Here is a 16,549-nt window from a genome sequence, read left to right on the forward strand (position 1 = left end):
AAGCGAATGACTTTCTGCGTCTTAAACCAAGGATCAACATCGTATGAAAGAAAGAGAGAAAAATAAAAAAATGACTTAGTGACTGACGAAACCGTACATGAAGGAATGTACACTTCCCTCTTAAAATCTTCAATGATTTTGATGAGGACAAGTTCTCAAATTCCCTTGGTACCGGGGAAGAGAGAGACTAGACTAAATTGGATGTTTGACAGCGTGAATAAATGACCATACGGGCCTTGTGAGGCAACTGGCAACCAGGCAACATTCCTGTTCTTGCTATCTTAAAGCGCAGAGGGCGCGTCTCTCCTCAAGTTAGCAGATGATACAAAGTTAGCAATTCTTGTGTCTGTTATTTGGAAAAAACTCAAGTCTAAGGTAAAGATTGTTATCAATATAACACTGTCGTAGATGTTTCTGAATATAAGTATTATCGACTTCATCATTTTGAGAAATTTTTGAAATCAAGAAAAAAAGCATCTTAAAAAGGCACAAGTATCCTTAAAATTATTTCTATCTCTTCTTGAAACAAGCTGAAGGGAAGGATAATAATGAGACTATTAAAATAATTCTTAAAAGTCCTCACATGGATACTTAAATAATTTTTTAAATATCAAGTATTGAAATCTACTTCCAAGCTTACCATATCTAAATAGTAAAGGTTAAAGACTAAAAACTTTTGCTAAATATTTTAATGTAAGGAGTTTTAATTATGTTGCGTCGTATTATATTTTCACTTCTTCTTGCGATTTCTATAACAAGTGTGCATGCCTCAGATACTGAGGATAAGGTGATCAATGGGTTTCGGTTTCAAAGAACTCCAGAAACTAAGATTATGATATACGATCAGACCAATAGAAACATAGGAAACATCTTTCCCGAAAATAAATTAGAGCTTTTAGATCCGTTTCTTATCGAAGATACCCTTATTCCTGCGTTACCATCTGTATTCAAAGAGTTTTCTCAGATTCAAGAAGTCAAGATTCTGCCTGATTTGGATAATCACTCTGGTCATTTGTCGGCCTCTGATGGATTGCTTGAGCCTTTGTTGAGTCACGATATTGCCAGTATTATCGTTTTTAGCCTAGAGGTCCTAAAAGACAATGACGTAACGTCATTGCCAGTCAATACTTCTCTTCAACATCTTTGGATTACTTTTTGTACAGGTAAAGACGATCTTATAGCTTCTCGATTTACTAACCTCTTGAGCAAATTAAAGGCTCTCAAACGATTAAATATACCTGAAAGAATAGCAGCCAACATTGAACCTACCTCTCTTGCTGGCCTCGAAAATCTTACATTATGCGTTAGCGAATTAGACGTGAAGATTCAAGATATTGTGCAACTACCTTCTTTAAAGAGATTGCATGTAAATATAAGGGGCAATGAGACGGACAATATTAGAAAATTGGCTGAAGGACTAAAAGCGAGAACATCTCCTCTTTTCTTGGAATTGTCCTGTGATACTCTTACTGAGTCACACTTTCAAACTTTGTTTGAGAAACAAAAATACCCCCAGATAACAGGTTTAAATTTAAGCAGTGGGAGGATGTTAACGCCCCAAGCTTTGTTTTATATGGATTCAGCTTTTGCAGATAACACGCTTCATACATTGGTTTTAGATACGCCTGCGTTGAAGGGTGAAGGGTTGGAAATTGTTGTTAAGAGTCCTTATTTTAAGAGCCTTACTTGTTTGAGTTTGCCAGAAACGACACTCAATAATCAAGACGTTCAACCCTTGATGTCATCAATAGCAACGAATACAACTTTACAGGTTTTAAGAGTGGGCGGAAGTGTTACTGACGTTCAACCTCTGCTTAATGGAGAAAACACAACTTTAACGGCTTTATCTCTGGGAGGAATGCAGTTTGATCGCCCAAAAGTTGAGGGGCTTTTTAAGCTCCCGGGTTTAACAGAGTTGGACTTTAAATATTATTTGAAATCAGGCGAGAAGCTGCTAGAGACCTTTAATAATGTTCGTACGTCACTAACTTCTCTTGAGCGCTTATATATAAATGGTGTTGGGAAAAAATCAGAGCAAACTTTGGTCGACATCTTGAATAAAGGCGATGTGACAAAACCGAAAAGTAATCATCCTTTTGATAAATATTTCTAGGATTTACCTTGAGAAGATTTGTTATCGGAACTCCAGCCAGAATGGCTGGAGATTTCTTAAGTTCTGTTCTCGGATTTTTTCATACATTACGAGAGAAGAAGAAATAGAGTTGCATCTGGGGGTTTATCAGGCACAACTTTAACTTTTGAGTCTCTAAAAATATTGATCCTTTTTATCTTCGTGCCAAAGAGACTAGATCACCTTTGAGGAAGGGTCTTTTCGAAGTTTAGAAAAAAGGGGGAGCAATATCCCTACCACGAAAGAAGTGGCTAAAACTAACTCTTTATGGCTTGCTGATGCAGATGATGATATTTTTTACGAATTAGTTGATCTAGAGCAGGGTCTTTTTTCCACCATTGGTTAGGCGTTAAGTCATGAAACCAAAAATGAAGGAGTTGTGCGGACGTATTTTGCAAGTTTTATCCTGTGATCTTGATGGGTGAATTTCATAAATCTATATGAGAATGATGATATGTCATAAAAAATTTTAGGAAAGGGTTAAGATTTACAATATATTTAAAAATGAGACTCATTACGAATCCACTTCGGTGAGTTTTTCTTGAATTCTTGTGAGATGAGGAGATGTTTTGGGATAATTATCTTTTAAGATTTTTAAGGCTTGTTTGAGATATTCTATTGCTTGTTGTTTATAAACTACTTTTTGTTTTCCCTTGCTTGATTTTGATTTTTGCGAATAAAGTTCGTATAGAGCTTCAAAAACATCTTCAGAATAAAAAGAATGATTGTTTTTATATAATTCTAGAGCTTTTTTTAAGTGGAATTCAGCTTTCTGAAAATCACCTTCTATAATGTAACTTCTACCTAAATTTTTTAGGGCATGTACTGCATGTAAATTATTATTTCCATTTTCTTTTTTATAATATAAATAACAATCCTCAAATATTTTTTTTGCTTTTTTTGTGTCGCCCATTTTTAAATGAACAATACCTAATAGATGAAGGATATACTTCGTTTTTACATTATTTTCCCCCATTGAGTTTTTAAAAATCATAAAACTTTTTTTAAGCATGTCTTTAGATTTTTTAAATTCCCCTAAATAACAGTAGTGACTTCCTAAATTACGTAATGCCCACGCTACATTAGTGCTGTTTTCAGGATAATGTTCTTTGTAAATTTTTAATACTTGTTTATCTAAATCTACGGCTTTTTGATACTCCCCGATGGTAGAATAGTATATCCCTAAATCAGATAAAACCCAGGCATACTTTACGTGATTTTCTTTAAAATTCTTTTTCAGTAAATCAATACTTTTATCTAGATATTCTTTAGTTTTTTTTAAATCGGTACTTATATACGTTGTTCCTAAATAAGATAAAGTAAATGCTTTATCTAAATAATGATTTGGTAAATAACGATTATAAATATTAAGTGCTTTTTCAAAAAATATCCTTGCTTTTTCTCTTTGATGTATATCCCAGTAGACCATTCCTAGATAAAGTAGGTTCCTAGCAAGTCCCCAATAATCATACACATGATTTTTCAGATAAGATTTTTCACTTCCTTCTAGAAGAAACAAGCTTTCTTTAAAATGACCAAATCCCCAATGAAAAATACCCAGATATGTTGAAGTTCGAGCTAGTATATTGCTATTTTGATATTCTTTATATTTACTCAAAAAATTGAAATTTTTCTCAAGCAAAGTTCGTGCATATTCAAAATCGGCTAATAAATAATATAGATATCCTAAAGTGCCCCTCAATTTAGCAACACCTAGTTTATTAAAAAGAGAGGCATGTTTTAATAAAGATTCAGCATGGCTAATAAGTATTTTCATCTTTTCGTAATTTTCATGCTCAGTAGCCTCACTCAAGAATCTCTCAAAATTCGATAAAATGGCTTCTAAAATTTGATTGTTGGGACCAAGTTTTAAGCTTGTTTTAAGGCAATGAAGCATAATTTCTTGCGTGCTTCTGTGAAGAGAAAAGGTATTTGCTATTTCTGTATTGAGGAGGAGAGAATACTTTTTAAGGTGATAGATGAATTTATCTATTGTTGCTTTATTTTTGTAATTATCTAAAAGTTCTCTCGGAATATTTTGAGAATCCATGAGACTAATTAATAATAAAAGATCAGAAAAATCCTTGTTTGTTTCGATGAGTTTTTGGATAGACATACTTATAATCTCATAACGAGTTTTAGTGTATTCATTTGCATTCTTCAGAATATCTTTTTGTAGATTCATAAATTCTTGATTATGCTGATTTAAATTCTCTAAATATTGTTCATATGTAATGTTTGTTGCTTTCAGGTAATAAGCCGTCACAGAGATATCTAAGGGAAAAGGAGGGATATGAATTAAAAAAGAATTTACTTGTTCTTTTTGTTTACCCTTAAAGTTTATTTCCATAATTTGAGAAAAGAGTTGTTCTTTTTCTATAGCCGATAATTCATCAATGTATATTGTATGATTTATTGAGGTATGATTTTGAATGTTTTCATCTCTCGAAGTGAGAATAATTTTTCCTGGTCCCCATACATGAGAGTCATGCGGAAAATAGGCTTGAATATCAGGAAACTCTTCAACATTATCAAAAATCAAGAGCCAGTTAGGATGTTCTTTTAAATGTCGTTTAATAAATGATGAGAGCGTTTTTTCTCTTTCTTGAACATCCTTAATCTCTCGGAGATTTTTTATAATTTTTTTCTCATTTTCTGTGGTACACAGCGCTAAGGCAAGATTCTCAAAAGAGGTAAGAAGACTTACGTGAGTTTCAGCATTTATCTCCCACGTCACAGAGTGAAGATAAGTATTGGCATAGGAGCGGGCTAATATCGTTTTTCCTGCACCACCACTGCCTACAAGAGCTATAGTGGTAATACCTTGAACTTCTTTTAAATTTTCATGGATTCTTTTTATTAAATCTGGGCGTTCTAGAAATACGTTTTTTGCGGGCAAGGTAAGTTCAGAATGAATAGTCTCGTCTAATTCTGGTTTTTTATCGTAAAATTTATATCCTGTTATTCCCAAGAATAACAAAGCTATCAAAGAAATAAAAAAATAATAAGTTAACTTTGAATAGGGGAGCTCATTTTCTAGTTTAATATTTTCTTTGGAATAAATGGGTGTGGCATGAGAAAAATCTAAAGAGTAAAATTTCTTTTTAAGAGTTTCTTTATAAGATTCTACGTCTATTTCTGGAGAGAGCCTCGCTAATAATTTAAGAAAAGCTAAATAATAGGTTGTCTCAAGGTTACTTTCTGAGTGAGTAAACTCTTCTTGAATCTCTACTATAATGAACGATTTTTGTTGCCTCAGTTCTTTATAAAGAGGCGTATTTTTTAATTTAAGTATTTCTTCTGGAAATAAAAGAATAACTTGAGGAGATGAAAACTTTTTTGAAAGTTGAGAAGATAGGTAGCGTAAAGGTTCTTTATTAAAAGTGAGTTTGAACCCCAAGAATTCAAGGTGTTTTTTTAGAGTTTCTTTAAAAAAAAGTGGGATTTTATCTCCAAGTAAAATCGTGCAATTTGATTCCTTACTTTTTAACTCTGATTGAATGTGAGCTAAAGATTTCTTAAACTGAGCTTCAAGAGAGAGACATTCATAGTGTTGCCTGAATTTGTTAAAAGTCCCCGAATTTTCTATATGATTAATAATCCCATCTCGCGAATTGCATCCTATTTTCTGCATAATATTCCGGGAGTGATTTTCTGCGGTTTTTAATGAAATTGTAAGAAGAGAAGCGATGGTTTTTAGGGGACGCCCTTGCAGAAGGCACGCAATAACATCAATTTCGCGCGCTGAAAATTTAATCCCGTTAATTACTTTGAAGTTTGGTTTTTCAAAATTGCCAGAATGAATAGTGATTTTATCAAGCATGCATAATATTTTAATTTCAATATTTCGATCAATGACAGCACTATAGAGTAACTTTTCTCATTTCACAAGATTAGGGGGTTATCACCTAAAACCTCGTTTTGGGGGATAAAACCTGATGGTCGTGAAGCTACTTTTTTACTTAAGCTTCAGCAAGTTTCATGAATTTTTGTGATCTTCAAGTGAAGAAAATTTTCATGAATCTTAATCACTTAAAATTAGGAGAAAATTATATGAGAAAAAAATTATATTTAAGTTTTACTGTTTTATTATCGTTCTTGTCTGCTCATGCTTCCGAAAGTGTAAGAGAAGAACAAGAATATTCAGTCAAGACAGCGACTTGCATCCGAAATGTTTCAACAGCAACCTTAGACGCTGCTGATAAATGCATTAAAACTATGGGGCCAGGATTAGAGTTAGTTATTAAAATTGCTGACTTTATTTCAAAATTCCAATCACCATCTGACGCTAAATAATGATGAAAAGTGGATATTTTCTTAGGAGAAAATATCCACTTTAATTTCTTAGGGGAAAATAAAATGATCAGATTATTTTATATATTAATTGTAGGTACGTATCTAATACCTTCAGGCTTATTGGCTAGTTCTGAGTTAATTAAAGAAGAAGCCTCTACAGCATATAATCTATCAAAAAGAGGGATAATAATAGATTTCGAAGTTCAACCAGAATTTTTATCAGTCCATAAGACTAATACAGATAGGAAATTAAGGGAAATAAAAGAAAGGAATATAGTTTATGAAAACAATGCCTTAAGAGGAAGGCTTGTATTAAGCATAGGTGATTTTCCAAGATTAGAATTTTTTTTAGAAAATAGAAATGAGCAGTCTTGTTTCTTTTCAATGCCCATCAACAAACAAATGATATTTTATTTTCTGAAGTTAGACTTAAGAGTCTTTCCTTTTCAATTAGCAAGGAACAATAAATCGTCATCCTCACGTAGGCGACTAGAAAGTATAGAAATCGAAGATAGTATTGTTCAAGTAAAAACAGAAGAAAGTGAACTACCTTTATCTGTTGAAAAATTAAGAAGTAGCTATAGTGATATCGAGATTAATAAAGATATATCTGTTGTTTCACTTCGGGAATGGCAATGGAATGGAATACCTTTAGCAGTTCTTATTTTCGAAAAAATCAATCCTGTGGGGGATGCTTTAGACTCCTATGCTTATACTTTTCGTGCTCAGAATATAAACAATTCAGAGGAAGTAAACCCATTTTTTTCCTCTGCATATAAAAAAAGTAAAGGAAGGATTTTTTCATTTACTGAAGAGCAGCAGCAACTATTTTTGAATAATCAAAATCAGGGTGGAAATAGTTGGCAATTAGATACTTTTTATATAGATAAAGCCCTTTCTTCTATCAAGCGTATGCAAGGTAAATTTTTATCTTTCGTTTTTGAGTCGAAAGAAGATTATTGGAAACTTAAACTTCCAGAAAGTCATTATACCTCGGCAAGTTTTGCTGCATATATTCTACAAGAATATTGTTATATATCAGGACTTGATCTAAAGCCCTTTAAATCAGATTTGACCGTAGATTCATTAATCGAAATATCGCGAAACGCTTCCCTCTCTTCAATCCAAAAACCTGCTGAAGGTGAAGTGGGGTCATTTATTTCTAAATTATATAGTTTGTTTATAGATTCAAGTAATTCAAAAAAAGGAGAGTAAAATGTTCAAAATGAGAAGATATGCATTATTTGTTATAGGATCGTTATTGGGGAGTCATTTAAGTTATTCCTCTGATGTGGATTTCGATGTATGTGATGGAGATTTAGAGTTGGCAAAAAGTAAATCTCTTATAAGTGGCGCAACATTAGAAGATTTACATTCAGGTAAAGCAGCAATTACAATAGGATTTAAAGAAATTGGAGGAGGTATTAAGCACGCTTACCTTGTTTTTGAAACTCCAGAAACAAACAAGAATAGCGAAAATATAATTTGTGTGCAGGGGGTGCATTTTGGTGGGGTTGGTGGATATTATGAGCCTGATACGGTGTGTGGAGCTGTTTCTGGTGGTGGGAAAGGAATAGTTTATGAAGAATCAACTAAAGAAGTAATACAGAAATTTTTTCGAGCCAAACAAATAAAAATTAAAAAAAATGTGGATAGTAAAGGGATCAAGTATACAAGTAGTGAAGAAGTAACAATTTTAGACGGAACTTATACAAAACATAAAAGCTTTATTGTAAGTGCTGTAGACGCTAATAATGCTTTGTTATCTATTGGATCCGATAAATCGAGAGGTACATTTTTTTCTCTTAAAGGATGGGGAATAACAGATAAAGATAAGACTTATAATTGTACACGTTATGCCGAAAAGTTATTAGAGAGGGCGGGAATTAAATTTCTACCACCTAAGTTGACAGATCTCATAATAGATCATCGATATTTAATCTCGAGAATTGTAGAATATGAATCTAGAAGCCTTTCTAATAGGAATGGTATTGAAGTTATAGACCCACCTTCTGCAGAAGATTTATTAGCATCATATGATATGAGTTAGGATATTTTGTTTGTTTGCTCCCATCTATATGCAGATAGGGGGCAATCATTCAATTTTGGAGGTGGTGCCGGATGTCGGATTCGAACCAACGACCTACTGATTACAAATCTTGGATCCATTAGTTTTTATTGATATTTTATCATCTAGAAAAATTATTTTTCCTTTATATAATAATGATTTTTGTTCTATATGGATTTTCTGACTATTGCCATTTTCTCCCTTTCTTGCTACCTATATGCTACTTAAAGTAAGAGAGATATCATGCCTAAGCTTACAAAAAAATTAATAGAGTCAACCTTGCCACAGGATAAGGATTTAATTTTGTGGGATTCTGAAGTTAACGGTTTCATGTGCAAGGTAACGCCTAAAGGGAATAGGGGTTATTTTCTTTATTATCGCACGCAGGATCGCAGACAACGAAGGCCCAAAATTGGCGATCATGGAATTATGACATGTGAACAAGCAAGAAGCATTGCCCAAAAGTGGCTTCTGGAAGTCAGTCAAGGGAAGGATCCTTCTGCAGAAAAGCAAGAATTGAGAGCTATGCCTAACCTTAAAGAGCTTGCAGATCAGTATATGAAAGAGCATGCTCCTCGAAAGAAACCAGCAAGCCGTAAAGAAGATCAACGATTATGGCAACAGCATATCTTACCAAGTTTAGGAGGCTTAAAAGTCTCTTCTTTAACCAGAAACGATATAGCTAAGCTTCATCACTCACTCCAGCATCTTCCTATTACAGCGAATCGGGTACTAAGCCTTTTATCGAAGGCTTTAAATCTAGCAGAGCTTTGGGGATACCGTCCCAATCATTCCAATCCTTGCCTTCACATTAAAAAATATCCTGAACAAAAAAGGGAAAGATTTTTAAGTCAGGAAGAGATGACAAGATTGATGATAGCTCTTGAAGAGGAAGAGAAGAACTCTACAAACCCTTGGGCAATTTATGCAATTCGTCTGCTGTTGATTACGGGGTGTCGCTTAAATGAAATTCTCACGCTCAGGTGGGAAGAAGTAGACTTTGCCAATCAATGTCTTCGCCTTAGTGACAGTAAAACAGGAAAGAAATTAATATATCTCTCCAAAGTAGCAGTTGATCTTCTTCAGCTTATCCCTCGGCATGAAAGAAACACTTATGTTATTTGTGGAGAGAAGGTAGGATCTCACCTTGTTAACTTACAAAAGCCTTGGCGACGGATTCGGGCAAAAGTTGGTTTGAATGATGTTCGCATCCATGATTTAAGGCACACCTTTGCCTCTGTTGCTGCTAGCAAAGGATTATCACTTCCAATCATAGGAGCATTGCTGGGACACAAACAGACACAAACAACAGCTCGATATGCTCACCTGATTGGTCAACCCCTTATTGAGGCGAGCGAAAAGATTAGTGCGCATATCCTAGAGAACACCAAATGAATTTATCAGCTAGCTAGTCCATCCTGAAATATGGGGAAAAGCAAGGAAGTAACTATAGTATAGAGGGATATTTTAGAGTAAAATTTGCAAGTAATCTGTAAAAAAAACCTAAGAAAGTTACAGATTTTTCATGAGAAAACCATCCATAATCAATAAATACCAAGGTCATTTATTTAGAAATCTTTTATCTCAGAATTAAAACCTAAGCATCCTTTGTTCCAATTTAGTGAGGTAATTGACTGGGCTTCTATTAAAAAGGAATTTGGTAAATTTTGTGTAGTAATTAAAATGACTTGTATAATTCATTCATGATATTTTTTAATTCTACTAAACAGTTAGAGCTAAACTTATCCATTTTTGATTTGTCGAATAAAGTACGACTATAATTCCATGAGAGTATAAAGGTTTTTTCAGAAAAATATGCTTTTGCATTTAGTAAATATACGCGCTGCGTATTTGCGGGAGGAGAAAGATGGGAATTAAATTCCGAGGTTGGGACCATGAAATTTTTATATTTAGATTCCCCTAACCATGGAGGTGTATAATTAATTGATATTTCAGGAGGAAAAAAGTCATCCTTCAGTTCTTGAAATATATATTTTAAATAACCATAACTTGAATTATTATAATACAGCTTATCAATTTGTGCTTCTACAGTATTTATAAGCGATTTTAGAGAATCTTTAGTTGGAATAAAAATCGGCGCACCTTCACTAAACCAACCTACAGTTCGATCTAAATGTAACGATTCATCCGAGCAAAACCGTCCATTATAAACGTAATTTATGAGCATTGTATTTGAGTTAAAATGACACTTATAAGCCTTTGCTATAGCAATCAGCAATATTTTAACTAGCCCGTAAGAACCCTCTCCTTTAAAATTATCCATAAAGTTATCTATGGAATCTAAATTTATAGAAGAAATTGATGACACAGTATTACCCTCAATATTCGAGGATATATCATTTTGATAATCAAAAGATAATCTGTGTGTTGTTGACCAAGGCATTTTTTTCCAATAGGCAGATTCCTCTTTAAGGTTTTTCTTGAAAAAATTTATACTATGCTCACAAAATTTTTTATAGGATGTTCTTTTGTTAGATAAAGCTACAGCTTTATTCTGTAAAATCTGCTCATATATATCAAAAAGATCTTCCATCAATATTTTAAATGAGTAACCATCAGCTAATATATGATGAAATAAGAAAGCTAGGACTGTTATCTCATTATCAACATTATGGAAAACTAGGAATTTTAATAACTTATCAGGAAAAGAAATATTCTGTTTTTCTAATTGTATTTTATCTTCAACATAATTTTTAAACGATAAGCCGCAATCTTTCTTATAGAGATATAAATTGCATGTACTATAAAAAGACTTTTTAAAAGGTTCTATGGTTTGTATCAATTCATTATTGAGGAAATGCACATTAATTCTTAAAGAATCATGATATTGTAAAAGATAGCTAAAAGCATGCTTTAATACATTAACATCAATAACTTGCTTTGATAATAGGATTGGAGTAAGCATAAACCAATGGCTGTAATTTCTCTTTTTTGATAAAAAATAAGAATATCTATTGGGCAAGATCGGAATTATAGTTTGATTACTTAAAAAATCAGAAATTCTTTCCTGTTTCATAACCATTGTCTCTTTCAAAACTTCTTTACTTTTCTAGCATTTTCTTCCAAAAATTACAATGAATAGAATAGGCTTCTAATTTTAATTGCTTAGTCTGCTTATTGCTTTCCTAAGATCAATTTGCTTAAATATTCAAAAGTTTTCGGATGATACGTATTTCTAACAATTGACTTTTGATTCAGAGAATAGGGGAAAATATGGCTCATTCAAACACAATTCTGGTTTTTACTGAGGGAGAAAATATTTATGAGGGTTTTATAAAGCTTCATTTTATAAAAGCGCTAAGACAAGCTTATCGGAATTCTCACATCAGTTGGTATAGCGATGGATCATCTGTCTATACATCTACTCTCAAATCGATAGCAGATGCCTTTTTGGATAAGGTGTACGAGCAGACATCATTTAATCAACTTTGGAAATATAAATACGATCTCATAATCGATACCCAAACCGATTTTCTAAAATCTTTGCGCTTAAAATTGCTTCGCCATCACAAGATTATTAGTAGTTCTTCTAAGTATATTTTTTCTTCATACAAGCCTCATGATAACCAGGCAATACCAATACATAACTTAAAACGGCTAATTGCTCTTACTTCTCTTGCTGGTCAACCATTGTCTCTTGTTAAAAAACGTTTGCCACTTCCATCTGAATATCGAGAAAGAGCTGTTCAAATCCTACCAGTAAATAAAAAGTACATAGGATTGATCGTAGGAGCTGGCATGCCTTTTAAATGTTGGCCTTTAAATAACTTTATTGCTCTTGCTTTAATTGTTGTTGAGAAAGGTTACACCCCTGCTTTCATCTTAGGTCCACAAGAACACAGCTGGTTATCACAAATTAAACGAGAAATCCCCGAAGCTTTGTTCCCTTTACAAGATTCGCAAGCTATTTCTTCTCATTTGTTTACTGTTGCTATTGGTGAACGTTTATATGCGGCTGTTGCAAATGATTGTGGCATAGGACATTTGATGTCAGCCGCTGAAATACCTCTTGTTTCTTTATTTGGGAAAACAAATGCGGAAAAGGTTTGTCCTATAGTTGAGAAAGGATGTTTCATACGTTCTCAAGATTTTGGAAGCGACGAAATATCAGCTATTCCAGTTAATGCAGTTGCAAATTCACTTGATCAATTGTTAACTAAAATTAAAGACTAATATTGCTAAATGAGAATGGAAATGAAGTATTTTTAACTTCAATATCTTTCTCTCAACTAATCTTGAGTGTTAAAGAATCTATCTGCTAAGAGAGAATTACAAATATGAGACATTTTTTTAATCATATCGTAATTAATGTCTTTTATTGGTATTAAATATTTCACTTGATTGTAGAGCCTTAATGCTTCAATCCAAATATTTTTATTAGAAAGTATATCTAATGCATAAGAATAATTCACTATAAAAACGGGATTACTTATAAATAAATTGTGTTTATTCAGTAGAATTTTTCTTAACTTTATACATAAATCTTGGATAAAATTTTCATAAAGTTTTAAAACTCCTTTATAATCTTCAGGGGTAGATTTATTATCAATTATTTCTATCTCATTTTGTATTCTATTAATTTCTTGCACAAATCCTCCATTATTTATAAATGAAATAATTACTTAAATAATATATTTAATATTAAAGTACTCTAATAAAGGTAGTATACAGTCATGCCATAATGTCTTATATAAAAATGTGGCTGCATTTCTTCCGCAATTAAGTTTTTCTGACTTTTTCAAGATGATAAATTTCTCTAATATATTGAGAGCCTTATCTTTATGTTGGAAATTAGGATCGAGTTTTATTGCTAGGAATAATTTATTTATTATATCCTCAAAATTATCATTCGGCATCGATTGAAATTCTTTATTCTGATTAATTTCCGCTATTTTATTGAATTTTTCTTCTAACATATATAGAAAAATATCATAAGTGGAATCGAAAGCATGTACATCGGTTAAAGAATTATATAAATAATTTTTATAATCATACATAGATAGAATATCTTTAAGAGAAAAATCCTCAGATTTCCATCTGCTAATAAGCGCATATCTATCATTTGGTGACGTGTGAATAGAGCTTGCATGCATGATGTTTGCATGAAAAATCAAAAGATCCCCTGGATCTGTGCAGACTGACTGTAAACGCTGCTTTAGTTGGGGATCATGTAAATATCTATCTACATAATCAGGATGCCAAAAGTCTATTGGACTATTCATTACCCGATGACTACCGGGTTGGAACATAAGTGCCCCAGATTCCTCTGTTGCTTGATTCAGACTTAACCAAACGGTATATTCATAGGGCTCTTTAATAGAATATGGTAAATCCTGATGTGCTGCTGTTTGATGGGGGAAAAAACTTGACTTACCTCTGATGGCTAATTTAATGCATTCAAGCTTTTTTGATAATAGGTTTTCAAGAGCTGCTTTCTTTTTCTCAAGAATATTTTCGTTCAGAAGTTTAATTACATGTGAAGAATTGCCCCATGCATCTATAACAGAAAGATAGCTTGGCTCACTTATGTTTAATATTTTTGCACAGTTTTTTATTGATAATTTTAGTTGGTCATATAAATTTTTTGCTTCTTTTTCAGACAAAAATGATTTTATTTTAACAAAGCCATTTCTTTCGAAGAAATCAAGAGAGTCCATTTTCACCTTACAGTTTTCATGTTAATAAATAGAATCTATTTATTTGGCAATATAACTTTGAACAACTAACTCAAATTAGTGAAATGTTAACCAATATTTAAATCTTTATAGACAATATTTCTAATTTTTTCAACCCCCTGAAAATCTAGGTTGCTAACTTCTTTAAAAGCACCTTTAAAAATTAATGTTTTCACTGCTTGTTTGAATATATTTTTTAAATCAGGGTAGTTTGTAACTGTTGTTATATTAGAGAACTCAGCAAGCCTATGAGAATGTATATATTGTTCGCTATTTGGTTTATCTTGGGTAGGGTAACAAATAATCTTTGCTTTGCCTTGTAAACATTCAACCAAAGAATTATAACCTCCATGACAAATGACAATGTCAGCACTGGCATGAAGATATTTAAGATAATGGTTTTCTTTGTGTAATCGTAAATTACCATAATCCTTATACTCGGCAGTTTTGAATTCACAGGCATAATTAGAACGAGGTCCCACTATAACATCAAATAGTATGTTAGGGTAATCATGGGCAATATTAATACATTCTTGAACTAAACCTTCTGCTGCTTTGCCGCCACCAACCGAGCATACAACCCAATTTTGTTCTGAAGTTATACCTCGCTCTAATCGAGTTTGTTCTATGTCATGTAAGTTAATTAATTCTGCTACATATCCAACGTATTCTAGCTTTTTTTCCAGAATAGTATTTAATTTGTATTCTTTTACAACATCGCATATTTTTTTATCACAAGTTACAAATATTTTATCATAAAATTCTTCTAAGTATCTTTGGCCTTTTCCTCCCAAAATTTCACCTCTAATACTGTTCGGATCATCCAAAATTCCTCTTACAATAAAATATTTTTTAGCTGAGTGACTTTCAATGATTTCTGCCATTTCATCAAATTTACCTAAAGGCAAGTAATCTGTAAAAATGCCATCGGGACTATAAGTTTCAATCACTTGTTTAAGAAGATTTTTACGAAAGTTTATAATCTCATCATGAGTTGAAAATTCCATAAACGGCTTTCGGCCCCAGTGTCGAGCTCTATTAGGCAGCAAACTATCAAAGCTCGGTAAGTGAATGTACTCACAGTCTTCAGAAACAATCCATGAAGTTGCACGATGGCCAGAAACTACTAAACAAGAGGCACTCTTTTGAAGAGCTTTAGCAATTTTCGCCATACGATGAAGGTGACCCAAGCCTGCTCCATCAGAAACAAAAAATAAAAATTTCTTTTGATTTCCAGCCATAATAAACCATTATCGATTTTCAACTTCTACAAGCCCTATTTGTAAATATAAATTTCTTTTATAACCCTGGTCAAGTGAGAGTTTTTGTTACTGTGAAATAGGCGAGGAGTATTAATAATAATATCTATTATTAACGCGTTGTAGTGCTACCCGCTAAGAGCGGACAGATTTGTTAGCTCATTTAGTTATACCTTACTTGTTTAAGGTCTTCCATGGAAGACCTTAAAAACTCCCTTGGTGAGAGCATCTTTAATCCCTTATGGGATGCATTATTATTATAATCTTCAAACCATTCTGGCAACTGCTCAAGAACTCTTTGAGCTGATCTTAAATCAGCGATATACGCGTAATCTCTCTTGGAGGTTTTCACAAAGGCTTCTGCCATCCAATTGCTCTCTGGGCTATAGGGAGCTCAAAGCCAAGAGACCTTCCAAAGTGAATGGTTGATCTTGCAACATAAGCAGGACCATTATCACTGAGCCATTGAAGCTTGTGGGGTAAATGGCTGACGGAGCCAAACCTAGATTCAACACAATCTATCATGAGGTCTCTGATCATTTGGCCATCAATGCCTGTATTAGAGGCCATCCAAGAAAGAACTTCTCGATCATGACAATCAAGAGCAAATACAATATGGACCTGATCTCCATTCCAACACTGAATGCTAAAATGATCCGAACACCACCGCAAATTACTCTTCAAAGTAATGATCTTTCCATCATGAACGCGAATAGGTCTTTTCCCATGCTTTTGTAAAAGTAAACTATGTTCTTTCATAACACGATAGACTCGCTTTGGATTAATGGCTTGATCCAAAGATTTTCTTAAAAATGCCGTTACTCGCCGATAACCGTAAGTGGGACGTTCATCCGTGATCTGACGAATGAGGGGAAGCAATTTTTGATCTTGAATCCTAACACTTTTCTTTCGAGCACCTGATGGCTTCCTTAGACGTTCATAAAGATTAGACCTGGAGACTTCAAGAGCTTTACAAATGCGACTCATTGAGAGCATCCTTCTGCAAGCAAGGGATTGCGCCAAACCAGTTTTTTTCGCAGCTGATCTTGATCGCTTCCTTCAAAATCTCGACTTCTTCTGTCTTTTGTCCCAGTAAACG

Annotated in this window: 14 protein-coding genes; 6 read left to right on the forward strand and 8 right to left on the reverse strand. The window is 33.2% G+C overall.

Features of this window, described 5'->3' with window-relative positions; all coding sequences use genetic code 11:
• Positions 1 to 709: 709 nt before the first annotated feature.
• Complete coding sequence (locus J0H12_07155) at positions 710 to 2,113, forward strand: hypothetical protein (GenBank protein ID MBN9413677.1); 1,404 nt, start codon at positions 710 to 712, stop codon at positions 2,111 to 2,113.
• Between the two features lie 275 nt (positions 2,114 to 2,388).
• Here J0H12_07155 and J0H12_07160 read toward each other — a convergent pair whose 3' ends face one another.
• Both J0H12_07160 and J0H12_07165 read right to left on the reverse strand, forming a co-directional pair.
• Positions 2,389 to 2,529 carry a DUF924 family protein gene (locus J0H12_07160; GenBank protein ID MBN9413678.1) on the reverse strand — a complete coding sequence of 47 codons (141 nt, stop codon included), beginning with the start codon at positions 2,527 to 2,529 and terminating at the stop codon, positions 2,389 to 2,391.
• 116 nt (positions 2,530 to 2,645) lie between these two features.
• Positions 2,646 to 5,954, reverse strand: a complete 3,309-nt coding sequence (locus J0H12_07165; GenBank protein ID MBN9413679.1) for a tetratricopeptide repeat protein — start codon at positions 5,952 to 5,954, stop codon at positions 2,646 to 2,648.
• A 230-nt stretch (positions 5,955 to 6,184) separates the two neighbouring features.
• On the opposite strand from J0H12_07165, the gene J0H12_07170 reads away from it, so the two are divergent.
• From J0H12_07170 to J0H12_07185, 4 genes are all read left to right on the forward strand, one after another.
• Complete coding sequence (locus tag J0H12_07170) at positions 6,185 to 6,427, forward strand: hypothetical protein (protein ID MBN9413680.1); 243 nt, start codon at positions 6,185 to 6,187, stop codon at positions 6,425 to 6,427.
• A gap of 63 nt (positions 6,428 to 6,490) precedes the next feature.
• The gene (locus tag J0H12_07175; protein MBN9413681.1) at positions 6,491 to 7,642 is read left to right on the forward strand and encodes a hypothetical protein; all 1,152 of its coding nucleotides are present in this window, start codon (positions 6,491 to 6,493) and stop codon (positions 7,640 to 7,642) included.
• Between the two features lies 1 nt (position 7,643).
• The gene (locus J0H12_07180) at positions 7,644 to 8,477 is read left to right on the forward strand and encodes a hypothetical protein (protein MBN9413682.1); all 834 of its coding nucleotides are present in this window, start codon (positions 7,644 to 7,646) and stop codon (positions 8,475 to 8,477) included.
• A 261-nt stretch (positions 8,478 to 8,738) separates the two neighbouring features.
• On the forward strand, positions 8,739 to 9,890 hold the full coding sequence (locus tag J0H12_07185; protein MBN9413683.1) for a tyrosine-type recombinase/integrase: 1,152 nt from the start codon (positions 8,739 to 8,741) through the stop codon (positions 9,888 to 9,890).
• A 283-nt stretch (positions 9,891 to 10,173) separates the two neighbouring features.
• Here the strand turns inward: J0H12_07185 and J0H12_07190 are convergent, their stop codons facing one another.
• Complete coding sequence (locus tag J0H12_07190) at positions 10,174 to 11,538, reverse strand: hypothetical protein (GenBank protein ID MBN9413684.1); 1,365 nt, start codon at positions 11,536 to 11,538, stop codon at positions 10,174 to 10,176.
• A 191-nt stretch (positions 11,539 to 11,729) separates the two neighbouring features.
• Here J0H12_07190 and J0H12_07195 point away from each other — a divergent pair, with 191 nt between their 5' ends.
• On the forward strand, positions 11,730 to 12,689 hold the full coding sequence (locus J0H12_07195; GenBank protein ID MBN9413685.1) for a hypothetical protein: 960 nt from the start codon (positions 11,730 to 11,732) through the stop codon (positions 12,687 to 12,689).
• A 56-nt stretch (positions 12,690 to 12,745) separates the two neighbouring features.
• Here the strand turns inward: J0H12_07195 and J0H12_07200 are convergent, their stop codons facing one another.
• From J0H12_07200 to J0H12_07220, 5 genes are all read right to left on the reverse strand, one after another.
• A complete protein-coding gene (locus J0H12_07200; GenBank protein ID MBN9413686.1) occupies positions 12,746 to 13,105 on the reverse strand; it encodes a hypothetical protein in 360 nt (119 codons plus the stop codon).
• A 33-nt stretch (positions 13,106 to 13,138) separates the two neighbouring features.
• Positions 13,139 to 14,173 carry a phytanoyl-CoA dioxygenase family protein gene (locus J0H12_07205; protein MBN9413687.1) on the reverse strand — a complete coding sequence of 345 codons (1,035 nt, stop codon included), beginning with the start codon at positions 14,171 to 14,173 and terminating at the stop codon, positions 13,139 to 13,141.
• Between the two features lie 86 nt (positions 14,174 to 14,259).
• A complete protein-coding gene (locus J0H12_07210; protein ID MBN9413688.1) occupies positions 14,260 to 15,432 on the reverse strand; it encodes a hypothetical protein in 1,173 nt (390 codons plus the stop codon).
• Positions 15,433 to 15,613: 181 nt separating this feature from the next.
• Positions 15,614 to 15,817, reverse strand: a complete 204-nt coding sequence (locus tag J0H12_07215) for a transposase (GenBank protein ID MBN9413689.1) — start codon at positions 15,815 to 15,817, stop codon at positions 15,614 to 15,616.
• On the reverse strand, positions 15,799 to 16,437 hold the full coding sequence (locus tag J0H12_07220; protein ID MBN9413690.1) for an IS3 family transposase: 639 nt from the start codon (positions 16,435 to 16,437) through the stop codon (positions 15,799 to 15,801). Before J0H12_07220 ends, J0H12_07215 begins: the two co-directional genes overlap by 19 nt.
• Between the last annotated feature and the right edge of the window lie 112 nt (positions 16,438 to 16,549).

The organism is Candidatus Paracaedimonas acanthamoebae, from assembly GCA_017307065.1.
GTDB classification, from domain to species: Bacteria; Pseudomonadota; Alphaproteobacteria; order Caedimonadales; family Caedimonadaceae; genus Paracaedimonas; species Paracaedimonas acanthamoebae_A.

Coding starts and splice junctions, on each gene's coding strand:
- J0H12_07195 (MBN9413685.1), top strand. CDS start 11,730: ATGGCTCATTCAAACACAATTCTGGTTTTTACTGAGGGAGAAAATATT.
- J0H12_07190 (MBN9413684.1), bottom strand. CDS start 11,538: ATGGTTATGAAACAGGAAAGAATTTCTGATTTTTTAAGTAATCAAACT.
- J0H12_07170 (MBN9413680.1), top strand. CDS start 6,185: ATGAGAAAAAAATTATATTTAAGTTTTACTGTTTTATTATCGTTCTTG.
- J0H12_07185 (MBN9413683.1), top strand. CDS start 8,739: ATGCCTAAGCTTACAAAAAAATTAATAGAGTCAACCTTGCCACAGGAT.
- J0H12_07215 (MBN9413689.1), bottom strand. CDS start 15,817: ATGGCAGAAGCCTTTGTGAAAACCTCCAAGAGAGATTACGCGTATATC.
- J0H12_07205 (MBN9413687.1), bottom strand. CDS start 14,173: ATGGACTCTCTTGATTTCTTCGAAAGAAATGGCTTTGTTAAAATAAAA.
- J0H12_07165 (MBN9413679.1), bottom strand. CDS start 5,954: ATGCTTGATAAAATCACTATTCATTCTGGCAATTTTGAAAAACCAAAC.
- J0H12_07175 (MBN9413681.1), top strand. CDS start 6,491: ATGATCAGATTATTTTATATATTAATTGTAGGTACGTATCTAATACCT.
- J0H12_07180 (MBN9413682.1), top strand. CDS start 7,644: ATGTTCAAAATGAGAAGATATGCATTATTTGTTATAGGATCGTTATTG.
- J0H12_07155 (MBN9413677.1), top strand. CDS start 710: ATGTTGCGTCGTATTATATTTTCACTTCTTCTTGCGATTTCTATAACA.
- J0H12_07210 (MBN9413688.1), bottom strand. CDS start 15,432: ATGGCTGGAAATCAAAAGAAATTTTTATTTTTTGTTTCTGATGGAGCA.
- J0H12_07220 (MBN9413690.1), bottom strand. CDS start 16,437: ATGAGTCGCATTTGTAAAGCTCTTGAAGTCTCCAGGTCTAATCTTTAT.